This window comes from Acuticoccus sp. MNP-M23, from assembly GCF_031195445.1.
Taxonomy (GTDB): domain Bacteria; phylum Pseudomonadota; class Alphaproteobacteria; order Rhizobiales; family Amorphaceae; genus Acuticoccus.
Map to the genome: position 1 here is coordinate 17,508 of NZ_CP133484.1, position 13,786 is coordinate 31,293.

The 13,786-nt window shown below is 59.1% G+C and carries 17 protein-coding genes and 1 pseudogene; 7 read left to right on the forward strand and 11 right to left on the reverse strand.

Translation table 11 applies throughout. From position 1 onward, the window contains the following. Positions 1–5 precede the first annotated feature (5 nt). The 3 genes from RDV64_RS23540 to RDV64_RS23550 all read right to left on the reverse strand — a co-directional run bounded on the left by RDV64_RS23540 (position 6) and on the right by RDV64_RS23550 (position 1,188). Positions 6–272, reverse strand: a complete 267-nt coding sequence (locus tag RDV64_RS23540) for a WGR domain-containing protein (RefSeq protein ID WP_309199751.1) — start codon at positions 270–272, stop codon at positions 6–8. A 162-nt stretch (positions 273–434) separates the two neighbouring features. After that, positions 435–647, reverse strand: a complete 213-nt coding sequence (locus RDV64_RS23545) for a helix-turn-helix transcriptional regulator (protein WP_309199752.1) — start codon at positions 645–647, stop codon at positions 435–437. A 1-nt stretch (position 648) separates the two neighbouring features. Beyond that, positions 649–1,188, reverse strand: a complete 540-nt coding sequence (locus RDV64_RS23550; RefSeq protein WP_309199753.1) for a hypothetical protein — start codon at positions 1,186–1,188, stop codon at positions 649–651. Between the two features lie 68 nt (positions 1,189–1,256). Between RDV64_RS23550 and RDV64_RS23555 the strand changes: the two genes are divergently transcribed. Continuing rightward, on the forward strand, positions 1,257–1,847 hold the full coding sequence (locus RDV64_RS23555; protein WP_309199754.1) for a hypothetical protein: 591 nt from the start codon (positions 1,257–1,259) through the stop codon (positions 1,845–1,847). A gap of 126 nt (positions 1,848–1,973) precedes the next feature. On the opposite strand, the pseudogene RDV64_RS23560 reads toward RDV64_RS23555, so the two are convergent. From RDV64_RS23560 to RDV64_RS23570, 3 genes and pseudogenes are all read right to left on the reverse strand, one after another. Further along, positions 1,974–2,459 (reverse strand): annotated as a pseudogene (locus RDV64_RS23560) (transposase); the annotation flags it as partial. 229 nt (positions 2,460–2,688) lie between these two features. Next, positions 2,689–3,687: a sensor domain-containing diguanylate cyclase gene (locus RDV64_RS23565; protein WP_309199755.1), complete on the reverse strand. Its 999-nt coding sequence runs from the start codon at positions 3,685–3,687 to the stop codon at positions 2,689–2,691. Beyond that, positions 3,687–3,950 carry a hypothetical protein gene (locus tag RDV64_RS23570; RefSeq protein WP_309199756.1) on the reverse strand — a complete coding sequence of 88 codons (264 nt, stop codon included), beginning with the start codon at positions 3,948–3,950 and terminating at the stop codon, positions 3,687–3,689. Before RDV64_RS23570 ends, RDV64_RS23565 begins: the two co-directional genes overlap by 1 nt. 303 nt (positions 3,951–4,253) lie before the next feature. On the opposite strand from RDV64_RS23570, the gene RDV64_RS23575 reads away from it, so the two are divergent. Together RDV64_RS23575 and RDV64_RS23580 are read left to right on the forward strand one after the other, a co-directional pair. After that, a complete protein-coding gene (locus tag RDV64_RS23575; protein WP_309199749.1) occupies positions 4,254–4,604 on the forward strand; it encodes a type II toxin-antitoxin system RelE/ParE family toxin in 351 nt (116 codons plus the stop codon). Beyond that, positions 4,601–4,885: a helix-turn-helix domain-containing protein gene (locus RDV64_RS23580; protein ID WP_309199750.1), complete on the forward strand. Its 285-nt coding sequence runs from the start codon at positions 4,601–4,603 to the stop codon at positions 4,883–4,885. The genes RDV64_RS23575 and RDV64_RS23580 overlap by 4 nt, the downstream gene beginning before the upstream one ends. 28 nt (positions 4,886–4,913) lie before the next feature. Here the strand turns inward: RDV64_RS23580 and RDV64_RS23585 are convergent, their stop codons facing one another. Together RDV64_RS23585 and RDV64_RS23590 are read right to left on the reverse strand one after the other, a co-directional pair. Further along, positions 4,914–5,171 (reverse strand): WGR domain-containing protein, encoded by a 258-nt coding sequence (locus RDV64_RS23585; RefSeq protein ID WP_309199757.1) that lies wholly within the window; start codon positions 5,169–5,171, stop codon positions 4,914–4,916. Then, positions 5,168–5,740: a recombinase family protein gene (locus RDV64_RS23590; RefSeq protein WP_309199758.1), complete on the reverse strand. Its 573-nt coding sequence runs from the start codon at positions 5,738–5,740 to the stop codon at positions 5,168–5,170. Before RDV64_RS23590 ends, RDV64_RS23585 begins: the two co-directional genes overlap by 4 nt. An 864-nt stretch (positions 5,741–6,604) precedes the next feature. Between RDV64_RS23590 and RDV64_RS23595 the strand changes: the two genes are divergently transcribed. Continuing rightward, on the forward strand, positions 6,605–8,863 hold the full coding sequence (locus RDV64_RS23595; protein WP_309199759.1) for an EAL domain-containing protein: 2,259 nt from the start codon (positions 6,605–6,607) through the stop codon (positions 8,861–8,863). 34 nt (positions 8,864–8,897) lie between these two features. Here the strand turns inward: RDV64_RS23595 and RDV64_RS23600 are convergent, their stop codons facing one another. The 3 genes from RDV64_RS23600 to RDV64_RS23610 all read right to left on the reverse strand — a co-directional run bounded on the left by RDV64_RS23600 (position 8,898) and on the right by RDV64_RS23610 (position 11,131). Then, positions 8,898–9,221: a transcriptional regulator gene (locus RDV64_RS23600; RefSeq protein ID WP_309199760.1), complete on the reverse strand. Its 324-nt coding sequence runs from the start codon at positions 9,219–9,221 to the stop codon at positions 8,898–8,900. Between the two features lie 7 nt (positions 9,222–9,228). Further along, the gene (locus tag RDV64_RS23605) at positions 9,229–9,501 is read right to left on the reverse strand and encodes a type II toxin-antitoxin system RelE/ParE family toxin (RefSeq protein ID WP_375143857.1); all 273 of its coding nucleotides are present in this window, start codon (positions 9,499–9,501) and stop codon (positions 9,229–9,231) included. A gap of 832 nt (positions 9,502–10,333) precedes the next feature. Then, positions 10,334–11,131: a sulfotransferase family 2 domain-containing protein gene (locus tag RDV64_RS23610; protein ID WP_309199761.1), complete on the reverse strand. Its 798-nt coding sequence runs from the start codon at positions 11,129–11,131 to the stop codon at positions 10,334–10,336. 271 nt (positions 11,132–11,402) lie between these two features. Here RDV64_RS23610 and RDV64_RS23615 point away from each other — a divergent pair, with 271 nt between their 5' ends. The 3 genes from RDV64_RS23615 (at position 11,403) to RDV64_RS23625 (ending at position 13,030) form a co-directional block, all read left to right on the forward strand. Beyond that, the gene (locus RDV64_RS23615; RefSeq protein WP_309199762.1) at positions 11,403–11,651 is read left to right on the forward strand and encodes a hypothetical protein; all 249 of its coding nucleotides are present in this window, start codon (positions 11,403–11,405) and stop codon (positions 11,649–11,651) included. Then, on the forward strand, positions 11,644–11,817 hold the full coding sequence (locus RDV64_RS23620) for a hypothetical protein (RefSeq protein WP_309199763.1): 174 nt from the start codon (positions 11,644–11,646) through the stop codon (positions 11,815–11,817). Before RDV64_RS23615 ends, RDV64_RS23620 begins: the two co-directional genes overlap by 8 nt. Positions 11,818–11,983: 166 nt before the next feature. Next, positions 11,984–13,030, forward strand: a complete 1,047-nt coding sequence (locus RDV64_RS23625) for an IS110 family transposase (protein WP_309199765.1) — start codon at positions 11,984–11,986, stop codon at positions 13,028–13,030. Positions 13,031–13,786: the final 756 nt, after the last annotated feature.

The window sequence follows — 13,786 nt, forward strand, 5'->3', positions numbered from 1 at the left end:
TGGTCTCAGCTGCCTACGGGCTCGTAACCACGCCGTGCCTTCTGCCGGGCAAGCTCGTGCAGAGCATCGAGAGCCGGGCCGGCGGATGGGTATGGATCACGGCGAAGGCGTCCACTGACGCCAATGCGGCCCCATTCACGCACCAGAACCCATTTGTCGAACAAGGTCCGCTGAACAGACAGCGCGTAGAAGCGACGCTTGTTGCTCGCCGGATCAATGCAGCGAAGGTGATCGCGATGCCGTCCATCATCGAGCGGGTCGCGCGATCCCATTCGGCGACGACGAGGATGTCGCCGGTGCCGAGGGCATCAATTGCCCGCTCAAGCTGGGGAAGGGCGTTCGGGTTCGGAGGCGCCTTCGGTGATGGCGGCGAGTTCGCGGTAGACGGTCGATTTGCCGCTCCGCCTTGCTGTGCACCTCGTGCAAAGCCACGGTCAGCGCGTCGATGGCTCGAACTCCAGGAGATCGCCGGGCTGGCAGTCCAGCTCACGGCAGATCGCCTCCAGCGTGGTGAACCGGACGCCGCGCACCTTGCCCGACCGCAGGAGTGACAGGTTCTGCTCGGCAATCCCGATGCGGGCCGCCAGTTCGCGCGCGGTCGTCTTGCGCTTGGCCAGCATGACGTCCAACCGGACGACGATGGGCATGTCACACGATCTCGGTGTGGTCGCGCCACAACTGCGCGCCCACGGTGAAGGCCCGCGCGAGAAAGACGCCCATGAAGGCGGCGAGCGCGAGGGAGATCTGCGGTGTGCCGAGGCTGACTGCCACTATGCGCTGACCGTCCCCCAGATGCCATGACGCCGCGGCTGAGCCGGCAATCTGCCCGATCACGGACCAGACCAAAAGCGCCAGAAGGACGTGCGAAAGACGAGTGGCCGCATCGGCCGCATCGTCGACCGAACCGTCCGAAAGGCTTTGGCAGAGCCGCCGGCCGACCCCGAACATCGCGGCCCACAGTGCAGCCGAGACAAGCATGAGCGCGACCATGGCGGCAGCCTGCGCACCGGTCACGCCCTCGGCGGGCAGGTTGGCAAAACGGACCAGCGCCACTCCGGTCGCATGGGGCGCGAACATGGTTGCGACGACCGCCAACGTCGCGAGGGTGCCGACCCCGACGAGACCGAGCGTGAAGAACATGTGGAACAGCTGCGCCGGGCGGACGGCGGACTTCAGGTCGATCATCATTATTTCCCTCTTTTAATTTCATGTTTTAAATTGAATATACCACTTAAAACGTAGCGCAAGAGGCTTCCATGCCGACTTTTAGATCTCTCTGCCCCGCCCTCCTCGGCATCTTGGCGATGGCGGCCTGTACCTCGATCACGCCCGGTGGCCTTGTCGCAGCGAGCCGGCTCGATCCCCTGAACACGCCGCCGGGCGAGATCGGCGTGGCGCTCAGCGTGCCGGACGCCGTTCGCCTCACATCGGCGGATGCGACCTTGCGGATCGCGTTCCGCGAGGACGGAGCCGGGTCGACCACCTTGGTCGAGGAGACGGTACCCCTGATGCTCACACGGGACGACGCGGGTCTCGTTTCCGGGGCGCAGGCGGGCGAGACGGTCTACATCGCGGGTCTGAGCCCGGACGATGCGGACCGTTTCGCGCAGGCTCAGGCCGATATCCGCGACGCTCGAGCCCGGGGCATCGCCGGGTCCGGCAGCCTGTCCGTCTCGATCACCGGAGGGTGCTTCGTGGGGGCGCGGCCCGAGACCTTGCCGACACGCAGTTGGCTTCGGACGTCACCATCGGGTGGATTCGTGCCTCTGACCCGCCGGGTGGACGCTGCCCGCGTGGTCGGCCCCGCGCAGGCGGGTGCGCTGCGCGGCCGCCTTGCACCCTGCTAGCGGACGGGAATGGCGAACCGAGGATGCAGCCCGGAAACCGTGCGCTTTGCAGAGCACGGGAAGTCCAAGTCCGTTAGAGACTGTTTGATAAATGCTGTCAGTGGCTGATGCGGCGGAGGATCAGGTCACCCAGCGCCGTGGCAACACCTTGAAGCCGGGTTCACCGGCAATACAGCGCACGATATCGATCACGAACTTTTCGAACGCCGCCTTGTCCATCAGCTGGGTTCGGTCATAGGTGCCATCGGCGAACAGATGCTTGAGCCAAGGCCAGCGTTTGCGGATCGCATCGAGGATGTGCTGCGCGCCAGCGCTATCGGAGATATCGGCAGGAGTGAGGTTCACCATCAACAGGCGGCCGTCGGTGTCGACAGCAATGTGGCGCTTGCGGCCGGAGATCTTTTTGGCGCCATCGAAACCGCGGGCGGCGCCGGTTGCCGGCGCTTTTACGCTCTGGCTGTCCAGAACGCCAGCACTGGGGCTTGCCTCGCGACCGGATCGCTCGCGGTCGATCATCAGCGCGATGTCGTGGATGGTGCGGAGCATTTGCCGGACGAAGCGGCGGACCCACCAATAGACAGTCTGCCACGGCGGGAAATCCTTGGGCAGCATAACCAAGGGCTCGGCTCAACAGTAATAGGTATGATAATATCCTTTATCCGTCAGTGCTCTACGGGCACGTAGCCACGCCGTGTCCTTTGCGAGGCGAACTCGTGTGGAGCATCGAGAGCCGGGCCGGCGTCGCCGAAACCGCGAACGCCGATCAGCAAGCAGCCTGATCCGGCCCGTCACTCAAACTCGTCATAGCTTGCTCTGTCGGGGTCATTCCTGACGAATCCAGTCAAGGCGTTTGCATTGCAACGCTCTCGCTTGCCACGCGGTTACGTCCGGTGTGCTTGGCCTGGTAGAGTGCAGCGTCCGCGTTGGCCATCCAAGTCTCTGCCGTCATGTTCCGATCCCACTGGGCAACGCCCAGACTTGCGGTGAACGCAACATCGGGTTGATCAGGTATCGTCTTGCTCTCGATCGCAAGGCGAAGCCGTTCGCCAATGGCGCATGCCTGATCCAGATCGTATCCGGCGAGGAACACTGCCATTTCCTCACCGCCAAGCCGTCCGCCAAACGCAGCATCCGGCAACTGGCTTTGAACCGCCCTTCCGGTCGCGGTGAGCACAGCGTCGCCCACGGGGTGACCGAACCTGTCATTCACCAACTTGAAGTGATCGAGGTCGAGGCAGATCAGCGAGAGTGGCGTGCCACTGCGCTCAGCTTCGAGGACAACCTTGTGCATGGCATCGAGGAAAGCTCGGCGGGTCGCAAGGCCCGTCAGTGGATCGACCGTCGCCAATTGCCTGAGCTCAAGCTGGTTCATCACCAGATCGGCGAAGTTCAGCAGCAAGCGTTCCTGTTCCATCGTAAACGTACGCGGCCGCACATCGATTGCGCAGAGCGAGCCAAGCGCATAGCGATCTGCGGTGACGATCGGCGCTCCAAGATAGGCTCTGATGTGCGGCGCGCCAGTGACAAGAGGATTGTCTCGGAAGCGCGGGTCGGTGATCGCGTCCTCCACCTTCAAGCAGGTGCCGGCGCGAATGGTGTGGTCGCAGAAAGCCACGTCCCGCGGCGTTTCGCGAACATCGAGCCCCTGGATTGACTTGAACCACTGCCGGTCGCGGTCGATCAACGAAACCGCGGCGATCGGCACGTCAAAGATGGACTTCACGAGCGCCGTTATCTTTTCGAACTCGGGCTCGGGTTCGGTCTCGACAACGGCCAGCCGGTCCAGCGCGCACTGGCGTCCAAATTCGTCTTCGATCCGAACAGATTTCGTGCCTGCCATTATTCCCGTTCCTCCTGAGCGAGGAGCATCATCGCATTGACAAGTTCTGCCTCATAACTTGCGACGAGTTCGCGGACGCTGTAGCGCACCATGGCTTCGTCAACTCCTGCATCCCGCATGGATTCCACTAGCATCAGGAGTTTCGTGAGGTGACGGTCCGTGATTTCCCGTAGCGGTGACGGCACGGTCTCACCGATGACGCGCTCAGCTACCGCGTCAAGCTGCGTCCTGATCTCATCCGGTTTGTCCGCACCTGGCGCCATGCTTGGTTCTCCCGCTTCGATGGGTGGCATAGAACGACCCGGGACGTAGTCTGTAATCGCCTCACTCATACACTAAAAAGCGGAGAAGCGTTTGCAGTTCGGATGCGATGGGCCACCGCTGCGGCTTTTCCGGATTGTTGAGTGAAGCATGCCCACCGCTCGCGGGTCGGGAGGGTTAGAGCACGATGCTCCCCTGCGATTTGATCGACGCGTCTGAGTCTTCCTGCCGAGCCGGGCGGCTGAGCAATATGACCGCTTGACTGTATGTACCTTGTGAGATACATTGTACCTTGTGAGGTATGAGTGGAGTCTGGGCTGAAAAAACTACCGGCGGTGTTTTACCGCTCGGCCAGCGGCACCGAGCCGGTGCGAGATTGGCTGAGATCGCTCGATCCAGGCGACCGCAATATCCTCGGCCATGACATCGGCATGGCCGAATTCGGTTGGCCTGTAGGAATGCCCCTTTGCAGATCGCTTGGCGGCGGCCTGTGGGAGGTTCGCAGCAACCTTACCCAACGCCGGATTGCCCGTGTCATTTTCTGTGTGGCGCATGGGCGAATGGTGCTGCTGCACGGCTTCATCAAGAAGGCGCAGAAAACACCAGCTCCGGACCTCAACCTGGCCCGCACCCGACAAAAGGAGATCGAGAAATGACGACCCATCCACATATCGGCTCCGCCTTCGCGGACTTCCTGAAGGAGGAAGGCATCCATGAAGAGGTGACGGCGCGCGCGACGAAGCGTGTGCTCGCGTGGCAGATCGCACAGGCCATGCAGGAGCAAGGCGTCACCAAGATCGAGATGGCAAAGCGGATGCGTACCAGCCGTGCCCAGCTCGATCGTCTCCTTGATCCCGACAACGACAAGGTTCAGCTCGACACCGTACAGCGCGCCGCGAGCGCGCTGGGGCGGACACTTGAGCTTCAACTCCGCTGAGGCGTCATCAACTCTAAAAATGATGGTCTCAGCTGCCTACGGGCTCGTAACCACGCCGTGCCTTCTGCCGGGCAAGCTCGTGCAGAGCATCGAGAGCCGGGCCGGCGGATGGGTATGGATCACGGCGAAGGCGTCCACTGACGCCAATGCGGCCCCATTCACGCACCAGAACCCATTCGTCGAACAAGGTCCGCTGAACAGACAGCGCGTAGAAGCGACGCTTGTTGCTCGCCGGATCAATGCAGCGAAGGTGTAGGTCCGTCGGGAAGAGATCGAGCTGCATCATGTCGTTGCCCTCGCCTCGATAGGCCGTTGAAGCCTCGAAATGGTCGAGGCGGACACGCCCATGTCCCGGGCAATCTCGCGGCAGCTGTCGCCGGCGGCAAGCCGGTTGAGTGCCTTTCCCCGTTGATGGTCCGTGAGCTTCGGCTTCGGTCCGAACTTCACGCCTTTCGCTCGGGCTTGCTGCCGGCCGTCGGCGGCACGTTGTACGATCCGTCCGCGTTCGTCCTCGGCAAGTGCCGAGAGGAAGGCGAGGAAGCCGCGCCCGATCGGCGTTGTCAGATCGAGATGTGGCTTGTCGAGCACTTTGATCGCTGCATCCCGCAGCGCGATGCGCTGCATGATCGCGATGCCGTCCATCATCGAGCGGGTTGCGCGGTCCCATTCCGCGACGACGAGGATGTCGCCGGTGCCCAGCGCGTCGATCGCCCGCTCGAGCTGCGGACGGTTCTTCACGGCCGCGCCGGATACCTTCTCACGATAGATCGTGTCGCAGCCGACTGCCCGAAGCGCCGCCACCTGGCGGTCGAGGTTCTGGGAAGGGGTTGAGACCCGTGCGTAGCCGATCATCATCCTCAAAGGGTGCCAAAACCACCCTAAATTCGCAACGTGAATGTGCAACATGTCCACACCGCATGGATGCTGATGTTCGAGGTGCGTTGCATAAGTCGTGAATTGCGCAACGATATGGTTAGATAGTCGCCGCGATGCCCCCGCCATTGTCGGCGCCGCAAGCGCGCCGGGAACCGCTGAATCACCGCGTCTTTGAAGCTTGTGGATCGAAGACGACGTCGGGCAAAGCCAGGCAGACATGCGATGGCCCCGCCTCGAGGCGCGGCTTTGGGCTCGCGCGGCCGACCGGCATGACCTACCGTGAGCGTGTCATGGCCGCTGGTTCCCCAATATCTCGACCCTACCATGGCCGCCGGGTCCGCGGCGGCATTGATCGACTATGCGCTCTGGCGGCCGCAGCGCACAACCGGACCCGGTTTTCTAAAATTAGACCGGCGTGTCGATATAAGCTTGGTCATCAGGTTCTCATGGCGACTTTGAAATCATTACGATCGTTTATTGGCTACGGTAACAGAGAATGCCGAACCAAACCGGTCTATTAAACGCAGTATCTTGTTTAATAATTAGTTATATTAGCGAAATACGCACCGGGTAGCTATGATTATTCGCCAAGACGCTTTCAGAGCTCGTGTCATATTGTTGCCATTTTGTCTCAAAATGTCGCCTGAAGATGGACTATGAGAGAATTACTTGTATTCTGATACTCCGCACAAATGTCGCCTGGGAGCCTGTTGGTATGGGTGTTTCGCATCGTTCCTCGCTGAACTCAAATAATAGTTTCTTCAAAACAAAATTTTTGTAAAAAATATTATGAGAATACTTTGGGGAGACTTAACCAAAGCGTCTGCAGCGTCTGTTCTACTGATGATCGGCGCATTTTCTACCGGACCGATCGTTTTCACTGCGCTCGAGGGTCATTCTAAGGCGAGCTATTTAGAGTGGCTGATCTTGATATTTCCGCTTGTTGGCGCAGTCGCAGCTGGGTGGATTATTACGACTCTTCGCCAGCGGTTGAAGACAGTGCAGGAAGCGATGGATGCAACTGGTTCCTCTATCGTAGTTTATGACAAGTGGGATCGGTTAGTTCTGGGTAACGAAGCCTATCGCATGACCCTTGGCGTGCAGCGCGAGGACTTCCATCCTGGTGCTCGTTACGTCGATCTTGTAGAGGTATCGCTGAAACAGATCCTCCCCTCCGAGGCTATCGGAGCCGAACTAGCGCGACGGGTCGAATTGCTGCGTTTGGCCGATGGCGTTCCATCTGATCGGCAGTATCCCAACAAGCGCTGGCTACGTGTCGTCAAAAACCGGACTAAAGGCGGCGCAAATGTGGGCGTTGCGATAGACGTCACAGAGAATTACGAACTTCGCGAGAAGGCGGAAGCAGAGGCTCGCCGCTTTCTGGCACTTGCGCAGTGCGCGCCTGTTGGAATTTGCCAAGTCGGCAAGGCCGGGAATATTCTTTTTGTCAATGACACTCTTCTGGAAATGTTTGACGCTATAAATATAGATGAGCTACGCGGTGGCCAAGAGCCGTCAATCGCCATCGCCGGTGAAGAGGTTGCTGATTTCACCAACCTCCTTCAAAGGCTACAGGCTGATGCAGCCGAAAGCGATGTTCAGGTCAAGGTTGAAGCGGAGACGCGCCACTTCATCGTGAGAAAGGCGTTGGTCCCCGTCAGAAATTTGCCGATGAAAATGCTGTCCCATGATATCGGCAACTGGGAAAACATTCTGATCTTTGTCGACGTCACGCGGCACAAGGAGCATGAAGCCCGGATCAAATATCTTGCGCACCGCGACGTTCTGACCGGAGCGCATAATCGCCTTACCTTCAATGATGACCTCGTCATCGCTGCGAACGAAGCAGGTCCATGCCGACCGACGTCGCTGATTGCAATCGATCTGGATCGTTTCAAGCCAGTGAACGACATCTACGGACACGTCGTTGGGGACGAGCTTCTGTGCCAGGTGGCCGAGCGGATGACCTCGCTGCTACCCTCGGGAGCGAAGCTTTATCGGGTTGGTGGTGACGAGTTCGCCGTTCTGTTGACGCCAGCAGCCGCTGTCAACGCGGTAGATCTTGCGCGCATGATTTTGCATGCGGTGTGCGAGCCCTTCGAAGTCGAAGGCCGCGGTATGCTCATAGGCGCGAGTCTTGGGATCAGCACTCTACCAAATGACACGGAGCATCCCAACACGCTGGTGCACTACGCCGACCTCGCACTCTATCACGTCAAAAACACGGGCGGCGGAAATGTCATGGCGTTCAATCACACTGTGCTGTCAAGTGTCGACGAGCGCCGCGAATTGGAGATTAGCCTGCTCAACGCCCTCGATACATCCGCGCTCGATGTCGCGTTCCAGCCAATTGTCGGGGTGAACGGTCATGTCATCGGGGCGGAGGCACTCGCGCGCTGGCACCATGCTCCGACAAACAAAAATATTCCACCTTCACTCTTCGTGCCGCTTGCAGAAGCGACTGGTTTAGTCGGTCGTCTTGATCTTCAAGTATTCGCAAAGGCGATGGATGTTGTGAGCAACTGGCGCAAAGCCGGCTGCGAGCTAGACACCGTGACGGTGAACATGTCCGTGCGCACTCTTGAACGAGCTGACATCGTCGAACGTGTCCGACAGGAGCTTTTACGCAGCGGCGTGCCAGGGTCCACCGTCGTCATCGAAATTACTGAGAGCTTCGCTGCAGGCAATGGTCGCGAGTTGTCGCGCACGATCCATGCAATCAATGCCTACGGAGTCCGATTTGCGCTCGATGACTTTGGCACTGGTTCCACATCGCTGCGGTTGCTTACAGAGCTTCCCATCAGTTTCCTCAAGATTGACAAATCATTCATCAGCGATCTGGGCAATCCCCGGAAGCTGGCCGCACGCAATGTTGTGAAGGCTACAATCGATCTTGCCAAGACACTCGGCATCGCCGTAATTGGCGAAGGGGTTGAAACGCCAGCCGAGCATGCTGTTCTAAAAGAACTCGGCTGCGTCATCTTCCAAGGTTTTTTGTTCGGCCGACCGCAGGATGGGCGGACAATATCGTCTTGTCTCCGTGATGACCACAATAGCACCGCTATTAGGGGTGAATCGTCTGCTGGGACGCCGCCGACCTAGTGGATAACGCCTGACAGATTGTTCGGTGTCCCAGTCAGTGGACTGGCGTTGGTGTGACAGAGAGGGACACGCCCTCTGCGGACTTGAGATGCGCGACCAGGGCGAACAGATTGTTGGCGCGCGGATTTCCCTCCTCGCTCAGCATCCGCATCAGGCTTTTCGGGCTCTTATGCAGGTGCGTTCCGAGTTCCTCAAAGCCGCCCGTCGCATTCACGTAGTCGCGCAGCAAAATCTTGCCGATGGCAAGGTCGCCATCGATAAACGCTTCCAGCGCCGCCTGAAGCAGTCCGATGCGAAAAGCCGGGTCGCGATCCGCCCGTGCCTTGACCGTTTCCTTAAAATTCCTTGTCAGAGCCATCGCTCGATCATCCTTTCCGCTTGCGCTGCTTGTAGTCGTCCCAGAGGGCTTTTGCCTGGCCGATATCCGCCTGTTGCCGGCGTTTTGTCCCGCCAACAAGAAGCAGAACGAGGTTCTGTCCTTCTTGCCCGAAATAGAGTCGGTAGCCTGGACCGAAGTTGATCCGGCGCTCCGAGACCCCCTCTCCAACAGGCTTCACATCACCGAAATCGCCGGCTTCCATGCGGGCAATAGCCGTTCGAACCTTGAGAGCGGCAGCGGTGTCGAGACGATCAACCAATCCGCGAACGGACAGCTGCCGTCCTCGGCTTCGTACTGCAACACCTCAACCATAGTGGCAAATAGTAACGTATGTGGAACTATTCGTCAAGGCCGCTTAACGGGCGATCAAATGCAGCGCTGTTCGAGAAGCTGGAGGTGTGTTCCTCCCAGCGCTCACGCCGATCACGGACCCCTGATCCTCCTGCCGTTCCGCAGGCATTTCCCGCCCATCGCCTCTTTCGCTTGAGGCTTCGTCCCTTCCCTCCTCCCGCGACCTGCCGGGCAGCACCGCCGCGTCAATGACCGGCCCACGCCAGTGCCGTGCCGCCACCCGTGTAGGTCATGACGCGGACGGCTCTCCTGCCCGCCCTTTTGGGCCGCGTCCTTCGGGAGGAGAACCCCAAACCAAAGGAGAGACCGACATGCCCAGAGACACAAGCGAACGCTTCGACGTTCTTCAGCGCATCACAGATCAGATCGTAACCGCTATCTAGCCCGGTGCCGCAAATGGCGACGCTGGCAAGAGGTGCATCACCTACGAGGTTCAGCATTTCACCCTATGCCAAGGCTGGATCAACTGCTGGGCCGTCCTCCATGAAGACGGTTCCAGCGAAGCCGCAACCTTCGCCACCGAAGCCGAGGCAGAGGCCGCGATCAGCGAGTTTCTAGGCGAGATCCAGCAAGAGATCGCAGCCGGTCAGCGGGGCTTGGGCGAAAGCTATTCCCGCGAAGAGTTTCGGATCGCGAAGGCGAGTGCGTCATGATCGACCTTATAGGCCGCATTGCTTGCACTGGAAGGGCATCACGCATCCATGGCAGATGGTATCCCCGCATAACATCGGGCGGAAATACTATTCAGCCAATAACGGGTGCATTGTCTGAGCCTGCAATACAGGTTCTGGCCTGGCGCCTTTGCCAAAAAAATAATTTGTCCAATGAATTGCCTCGATGATCTTTGTATCGAAATAATTCAACCTGAGGAGAAGGCTGCGTACTCTCGGAATGAGCATCTCAGGCGAAGCCCTGACAAATTCGCGAGAGCTTTTAAGATTGGCGCTTCTATTCTCATGAGGAATCGATGCCATCTTATCGAGAATGCCATTTGAACGTAGCCATTTCTCAATATCGTCCAAACTTCCAACAATAAAATTGCCGTTTTTTATATCTAAAATTACTCGTTGTTCGAATTTATCGTAATGAACAGCGCGTATACGCATTCCAGCGTAAGCAAAACACAGATGGTTGCAAAAGTTTGTCATTATATTTGGCTGGCTCTTCAGCCATCCCAGCTGCAAATCATTTATATCAAGCAAGTTTCCAAATAATTCATGATTTGGATGTTCCTCCCTTAAATGTATGTAATTAAAATAGCTGCAAATACGGTCCAGAGGATGCCGCACGACTGAAATATATTTTACCTCGCGGTTGAATTTGGTATGTAACCCCCACTGGTAGTGACCGGCCATGCAATCAAAGTCACGATCCCGCTCTTCGTTCGTCATAGAATGGAACCGCGTAACCAGCTGCACATTCCCGCTGGGGACGGACCTTTTCTTAAAGCGATTGAATAGAACCGCGTTCACCGAGCTGCCTGCGCATTTGGGCACGTGAAGGTGGATCAATACATCATCTTCAGACTTCAGCGTCATTCAGGTTCGAAGCCTTATACCTTGTCGTGCAGCTGGCTTAAGCGTGCTTCTTCGCACGAACGAGTCTGGTCGTACCGCAAAGCACGGCGATCCGCATCCTTTGCGTCTAACCTAGCAGCGGCAGTGCCCTTGGCAACACTTGGAAATCTGCATTGCTTTGCGGCAAAACTTGGTTGCATGGAGTCTACAATTAAACCTATAGTTGGATATGCACTGTCATCGTGCTAGGTTCTCTCCGGTTGCTTTATTTTTTCGAGATGGGAGGTGGCCTATGTGCCGCTGTATCGCGCTCAGGGTCGAGGCGCAGCCGTGCTGCGGCGTTGCAGACATCTGCGAAGACCTTGTCGAACTTGCCGCGACGTTAGGAACATCGGTGGTCTGCCGTGTTCACCATGTCGATCTGCTCGTCCAGCCAACGGACAGCCCCGTTGAGCTCGCCTCCGCCATCCAGAGCGCCATTCAAAGCGGACAGAACTTCACCGGCATTGCGGGTCCGGCAAGGGAGCTTCAACATGCGTGAGAAGAGCAATTGCGCGTCCTCGCAGATCGAAACGCTGATTGTGGCGGCGATCCAGTGCGCCAAACGGCATGAGCGATGGGAAATTGCCGTGATGCTCCAGCACGTGAAAAATACCCTGAAGGATGAGAGCGAACCGGAGTATCGCGGGGCAAAACGGCTCCATTAGGCGTCACGGCTTCGCCGCCCGGGCCCTATTCGTCGCGTCGCTCCTCACGAAGCTCCGCTGTCGCGGGTCTTCGCCCATCCGGGTGACATGGGGTGACAGCGGGCGGGTCGCGCCGGGGCAACCGGTGCGGTTTCATAGGGTGGTCCGCTTGATAATGGAGAACCCCATGTTCCAAGCCGTAAATCTCGATCCCAACAAATGCTACGTCGGCCTCGATGTGTCGCTCGCGGAGACGCACATCTGCACAATCGACGGAAGCGGCGAGGTCGTCGCGGAGACGTGCCTTCCTTCCGACCCGGATCAAATCGCCGCGTACTTGGCGGACGTCGCGCCGCATGCTGAGCGCATCGGCCTGGAGACCGGTGCGACGACGCCGTGGTTGTGGCACGAGCTGAAGCAACGTGGGTTGCCAATCGTTTGTCTGTGCGCCCGCCACGCCCATCGCGTCCTTTCGATGCGTCACCACAAGACTGACCGCAACGATGCTCGAGGGCTCGCGGAGCTTATGCGCGTCGGCTGGTATCGCGAGGTCGCGGTGCGATCGGTGAACGCGCAGCTCATTCGCTCGATGATCGCGGCGCGCTACCGGCTCAGGAGTGTGCGGCGGGATCTCCTCAATCAGATGCGCGGCGTCGTAAAGGCCGTTGGGCTCATCACGGACTCGACAGCCGGCCGGACGTTTCCTGAGCGCGTGCGGGCCGCCATAGAAGTCCATCCGTTCGCGGCCGATGTGCTGGTTCCGCTTCTTGCGGCACACGATGCGGTTGTATCTCAAGTGGCGGTCTACGATCGCCGCCTTGCATCGATGGCGAAGGACGACGCCGATGCAAAGCGATTGATGACTATCCCCGGCGTTGGCCCGATCGTAGCGCTCGCTTACATGGCGACGATCGATGATCCGCACCGCTTCAAGACATCCTCGGCCGTCGGGCCTTACCTCGGCTTGGCGCCGCGACGATACCAGTCCGGCGAGATCGATCATGGCGGCCACATCGGACACGCACCGTGTCCGATCATGCGCAGCTACCTATACGAGGCCGCCACTGTGCTCCTCCACCGAACAAGCCGTTGGTGTCGGCTGAGAAGCTGGGGAATGCGGCTCGTCAAACGGATCGGCTTCAAACGCGCCGCCATCGCGGTCGCGCGGAAGATAGGCGTGATCATGCACGCCATCTGGGTCGACGGGACTGAGTACGAACCGAAGGGAGCCTGATAGCAATCAACGACTGAAGCGCTCACCCCTCGCCAAACAGCGAGCTTCCGCGACGAGCGGAAGGCGTCCCCGCCGGGACGATGGGCGGATGACCTCGAAGGGACAGTTGCGGCTCGGTTCAGCAGATCGACCGCGCGGCAGTGACATGGAGGCGTCCGTTCCAACCGAAACCCATATTGAGGCACTCGGCATCAATTCCGCCGGACTGACCTCGTAAGGAACCATGTGCCCGGCGTCGCGCCCGAGTTTGTCCGGTTCGGCCGTCAAGGCTAAGGGCTGCCGCCCTCGCGCGCGCAAGGCCTCCAACCGTCTCCCCGCAAGCGGGGCCCCTCGGTCGGACCCTCCTTGCCCTTGCTACCCCGCCGTTCGCCACGTGGCAGGGGTGCAGGAAATCTGCACCCTACCACTCTCGAACAGCGCATAAGGCTATGTGAGACGCCGCATGCGCGATGTCAGACTCTGGAAACGTTGTTTGTTCCGGCAAAGAAATAGTGCCGCCACGCCTTGACGAAAAAGCCCGCTGTCAAGGAACTGTCCCTAACGCGGGTGCGTCGATCGAGGGCGGATCTGTCCCAATACGCCTCGATGATCTCGCCACTGAATGGGTTTGGGCGGCCTTCGGCCGGCATCTCACTCGGCAGTGGGGAGGGCCAAGGTGCGCCGCCCCTTGCTCCCCGAAGCGAAATAGCACCGACCGAGGCTCCGCGCGCTTCGCGCTTGTGCGCCCGCACCACTCGGCACGATTTCGCTTCCCCC

What these genes read in the sequence shown, in the direction of transcription:
- RDV64_RS23585 (WP_309199757.1), bottom strand. Translation starts at nt 5,171, where the DNA reads ATGATGCAGCTCGATCTCTTCCCGACGGACCTACACCTTCGCTGCATT.
- RDV64_RS23625 (WP_309199765.1), top strand. Translation starts at nt 11,984, where the DNA reads ATGTTCCAAGCCGTAAATCTCGATCCCAACAAATGCTACGTCGGCCTC.
- RDV64_RS23555 (WP_309199754.1), top strand. Translation starts at nt 1,257, where the DNA reads ATGCCGACTTTTAGATCTCTCTGCCCCGCCCTCCTCGGCATCTTGGCG.
- RDV64_RS23540 (WP_309199751.1), bottom strand. Translation starts at nt 272, where the DNA reads ATGGGATCGCGCGACCCGCTCGATGATGGACGGCATCGCGATCACCTT.
- RDV64_RS23545 (WP_309199752.1), bottom strand. Translation starts at nt 647, where the DNA reads ATGCCCATCGTCGTCCGGTTGGACGTCATGCTGGCCAAGCGCAAGACG.
- RDV64_RS23615 (WP_309199762.1), top strand. Translation starts at nt 11,403, where the DNA reads ATGTGCCGCTGTATCGCGCTCAGGGTCGAGGCGCAGCCGTGCTGCGGC.
- RDV64_RS23600 (WP_309199760.1), bottom strand. Translation starts at nt 9,221, where the DNA reads ATGGCTCTGACAAGGAATTTTAAGGAAACGGTCAAGGCACGGGCGGAT.
- RDV64_RS23595 (WP_309199759.1), top strand. Translation starts at nt 6,605, where the DNA reads ATGATCGGCGCATTTTCTACCGGACCGATCGTTTTCACTGCGCTCGAG.
- RDV64_RS23580 (WP_309199750.1), top strand. Translation starts at nt 4,601, where the DNA reads ATGACGACCCATCCACATATCGGCTCCGCCTTCGCGGACTTCCTGAAG.
- RDV64_RS23565 (WP_309199755.1), bottom strand. Translation starts at nt 3,687, where the DNA reads ATGGCAGGCACGAAATCTGTTCGGATCGAAGACGAATTTGGACGCCAG.
- RDV64_RS23620 (WP_309199763.1), top strand. Translation starts at nt 11,644, where the DNA reads ATGCGTGAGAAGAGCAATTGCGCGTCCTCGCAGATCGAAACGCTGATT.
- RDV64_RS23550 (WP_309199753.1), bottom strand. Translation starts at nt 1,188, where the DNA reads ATGATGATCGACCTGAAGTCCGCCGTCCGCCCGGCGCAGCTGTTCCAC.
- RDV64_RS23590 (WP_309199758.1), bottom strand. Translation starts at nt 5,740, where the DNA reads ATGATGATCGGCTACGCACGGGTCTCAACCCCTTCCCAGAACCTCGAC.
- RDV64_RS23610 (WP_309199761.1), bottom strand. Translation starts at nt 11,131, where the DNA reads ATGACGCTGAAGTCTGAAGATGATGTATTGATCCACCTTCACGTGCCC.
- RDV64_RS23570 (WP_309199756.1), bottom strand. Translation starts at nt 3,950, where the DNA reads ATGGCGCCAGGTGCGGACAAACCGGATGAGATCAGGACGCAGCTTGAC.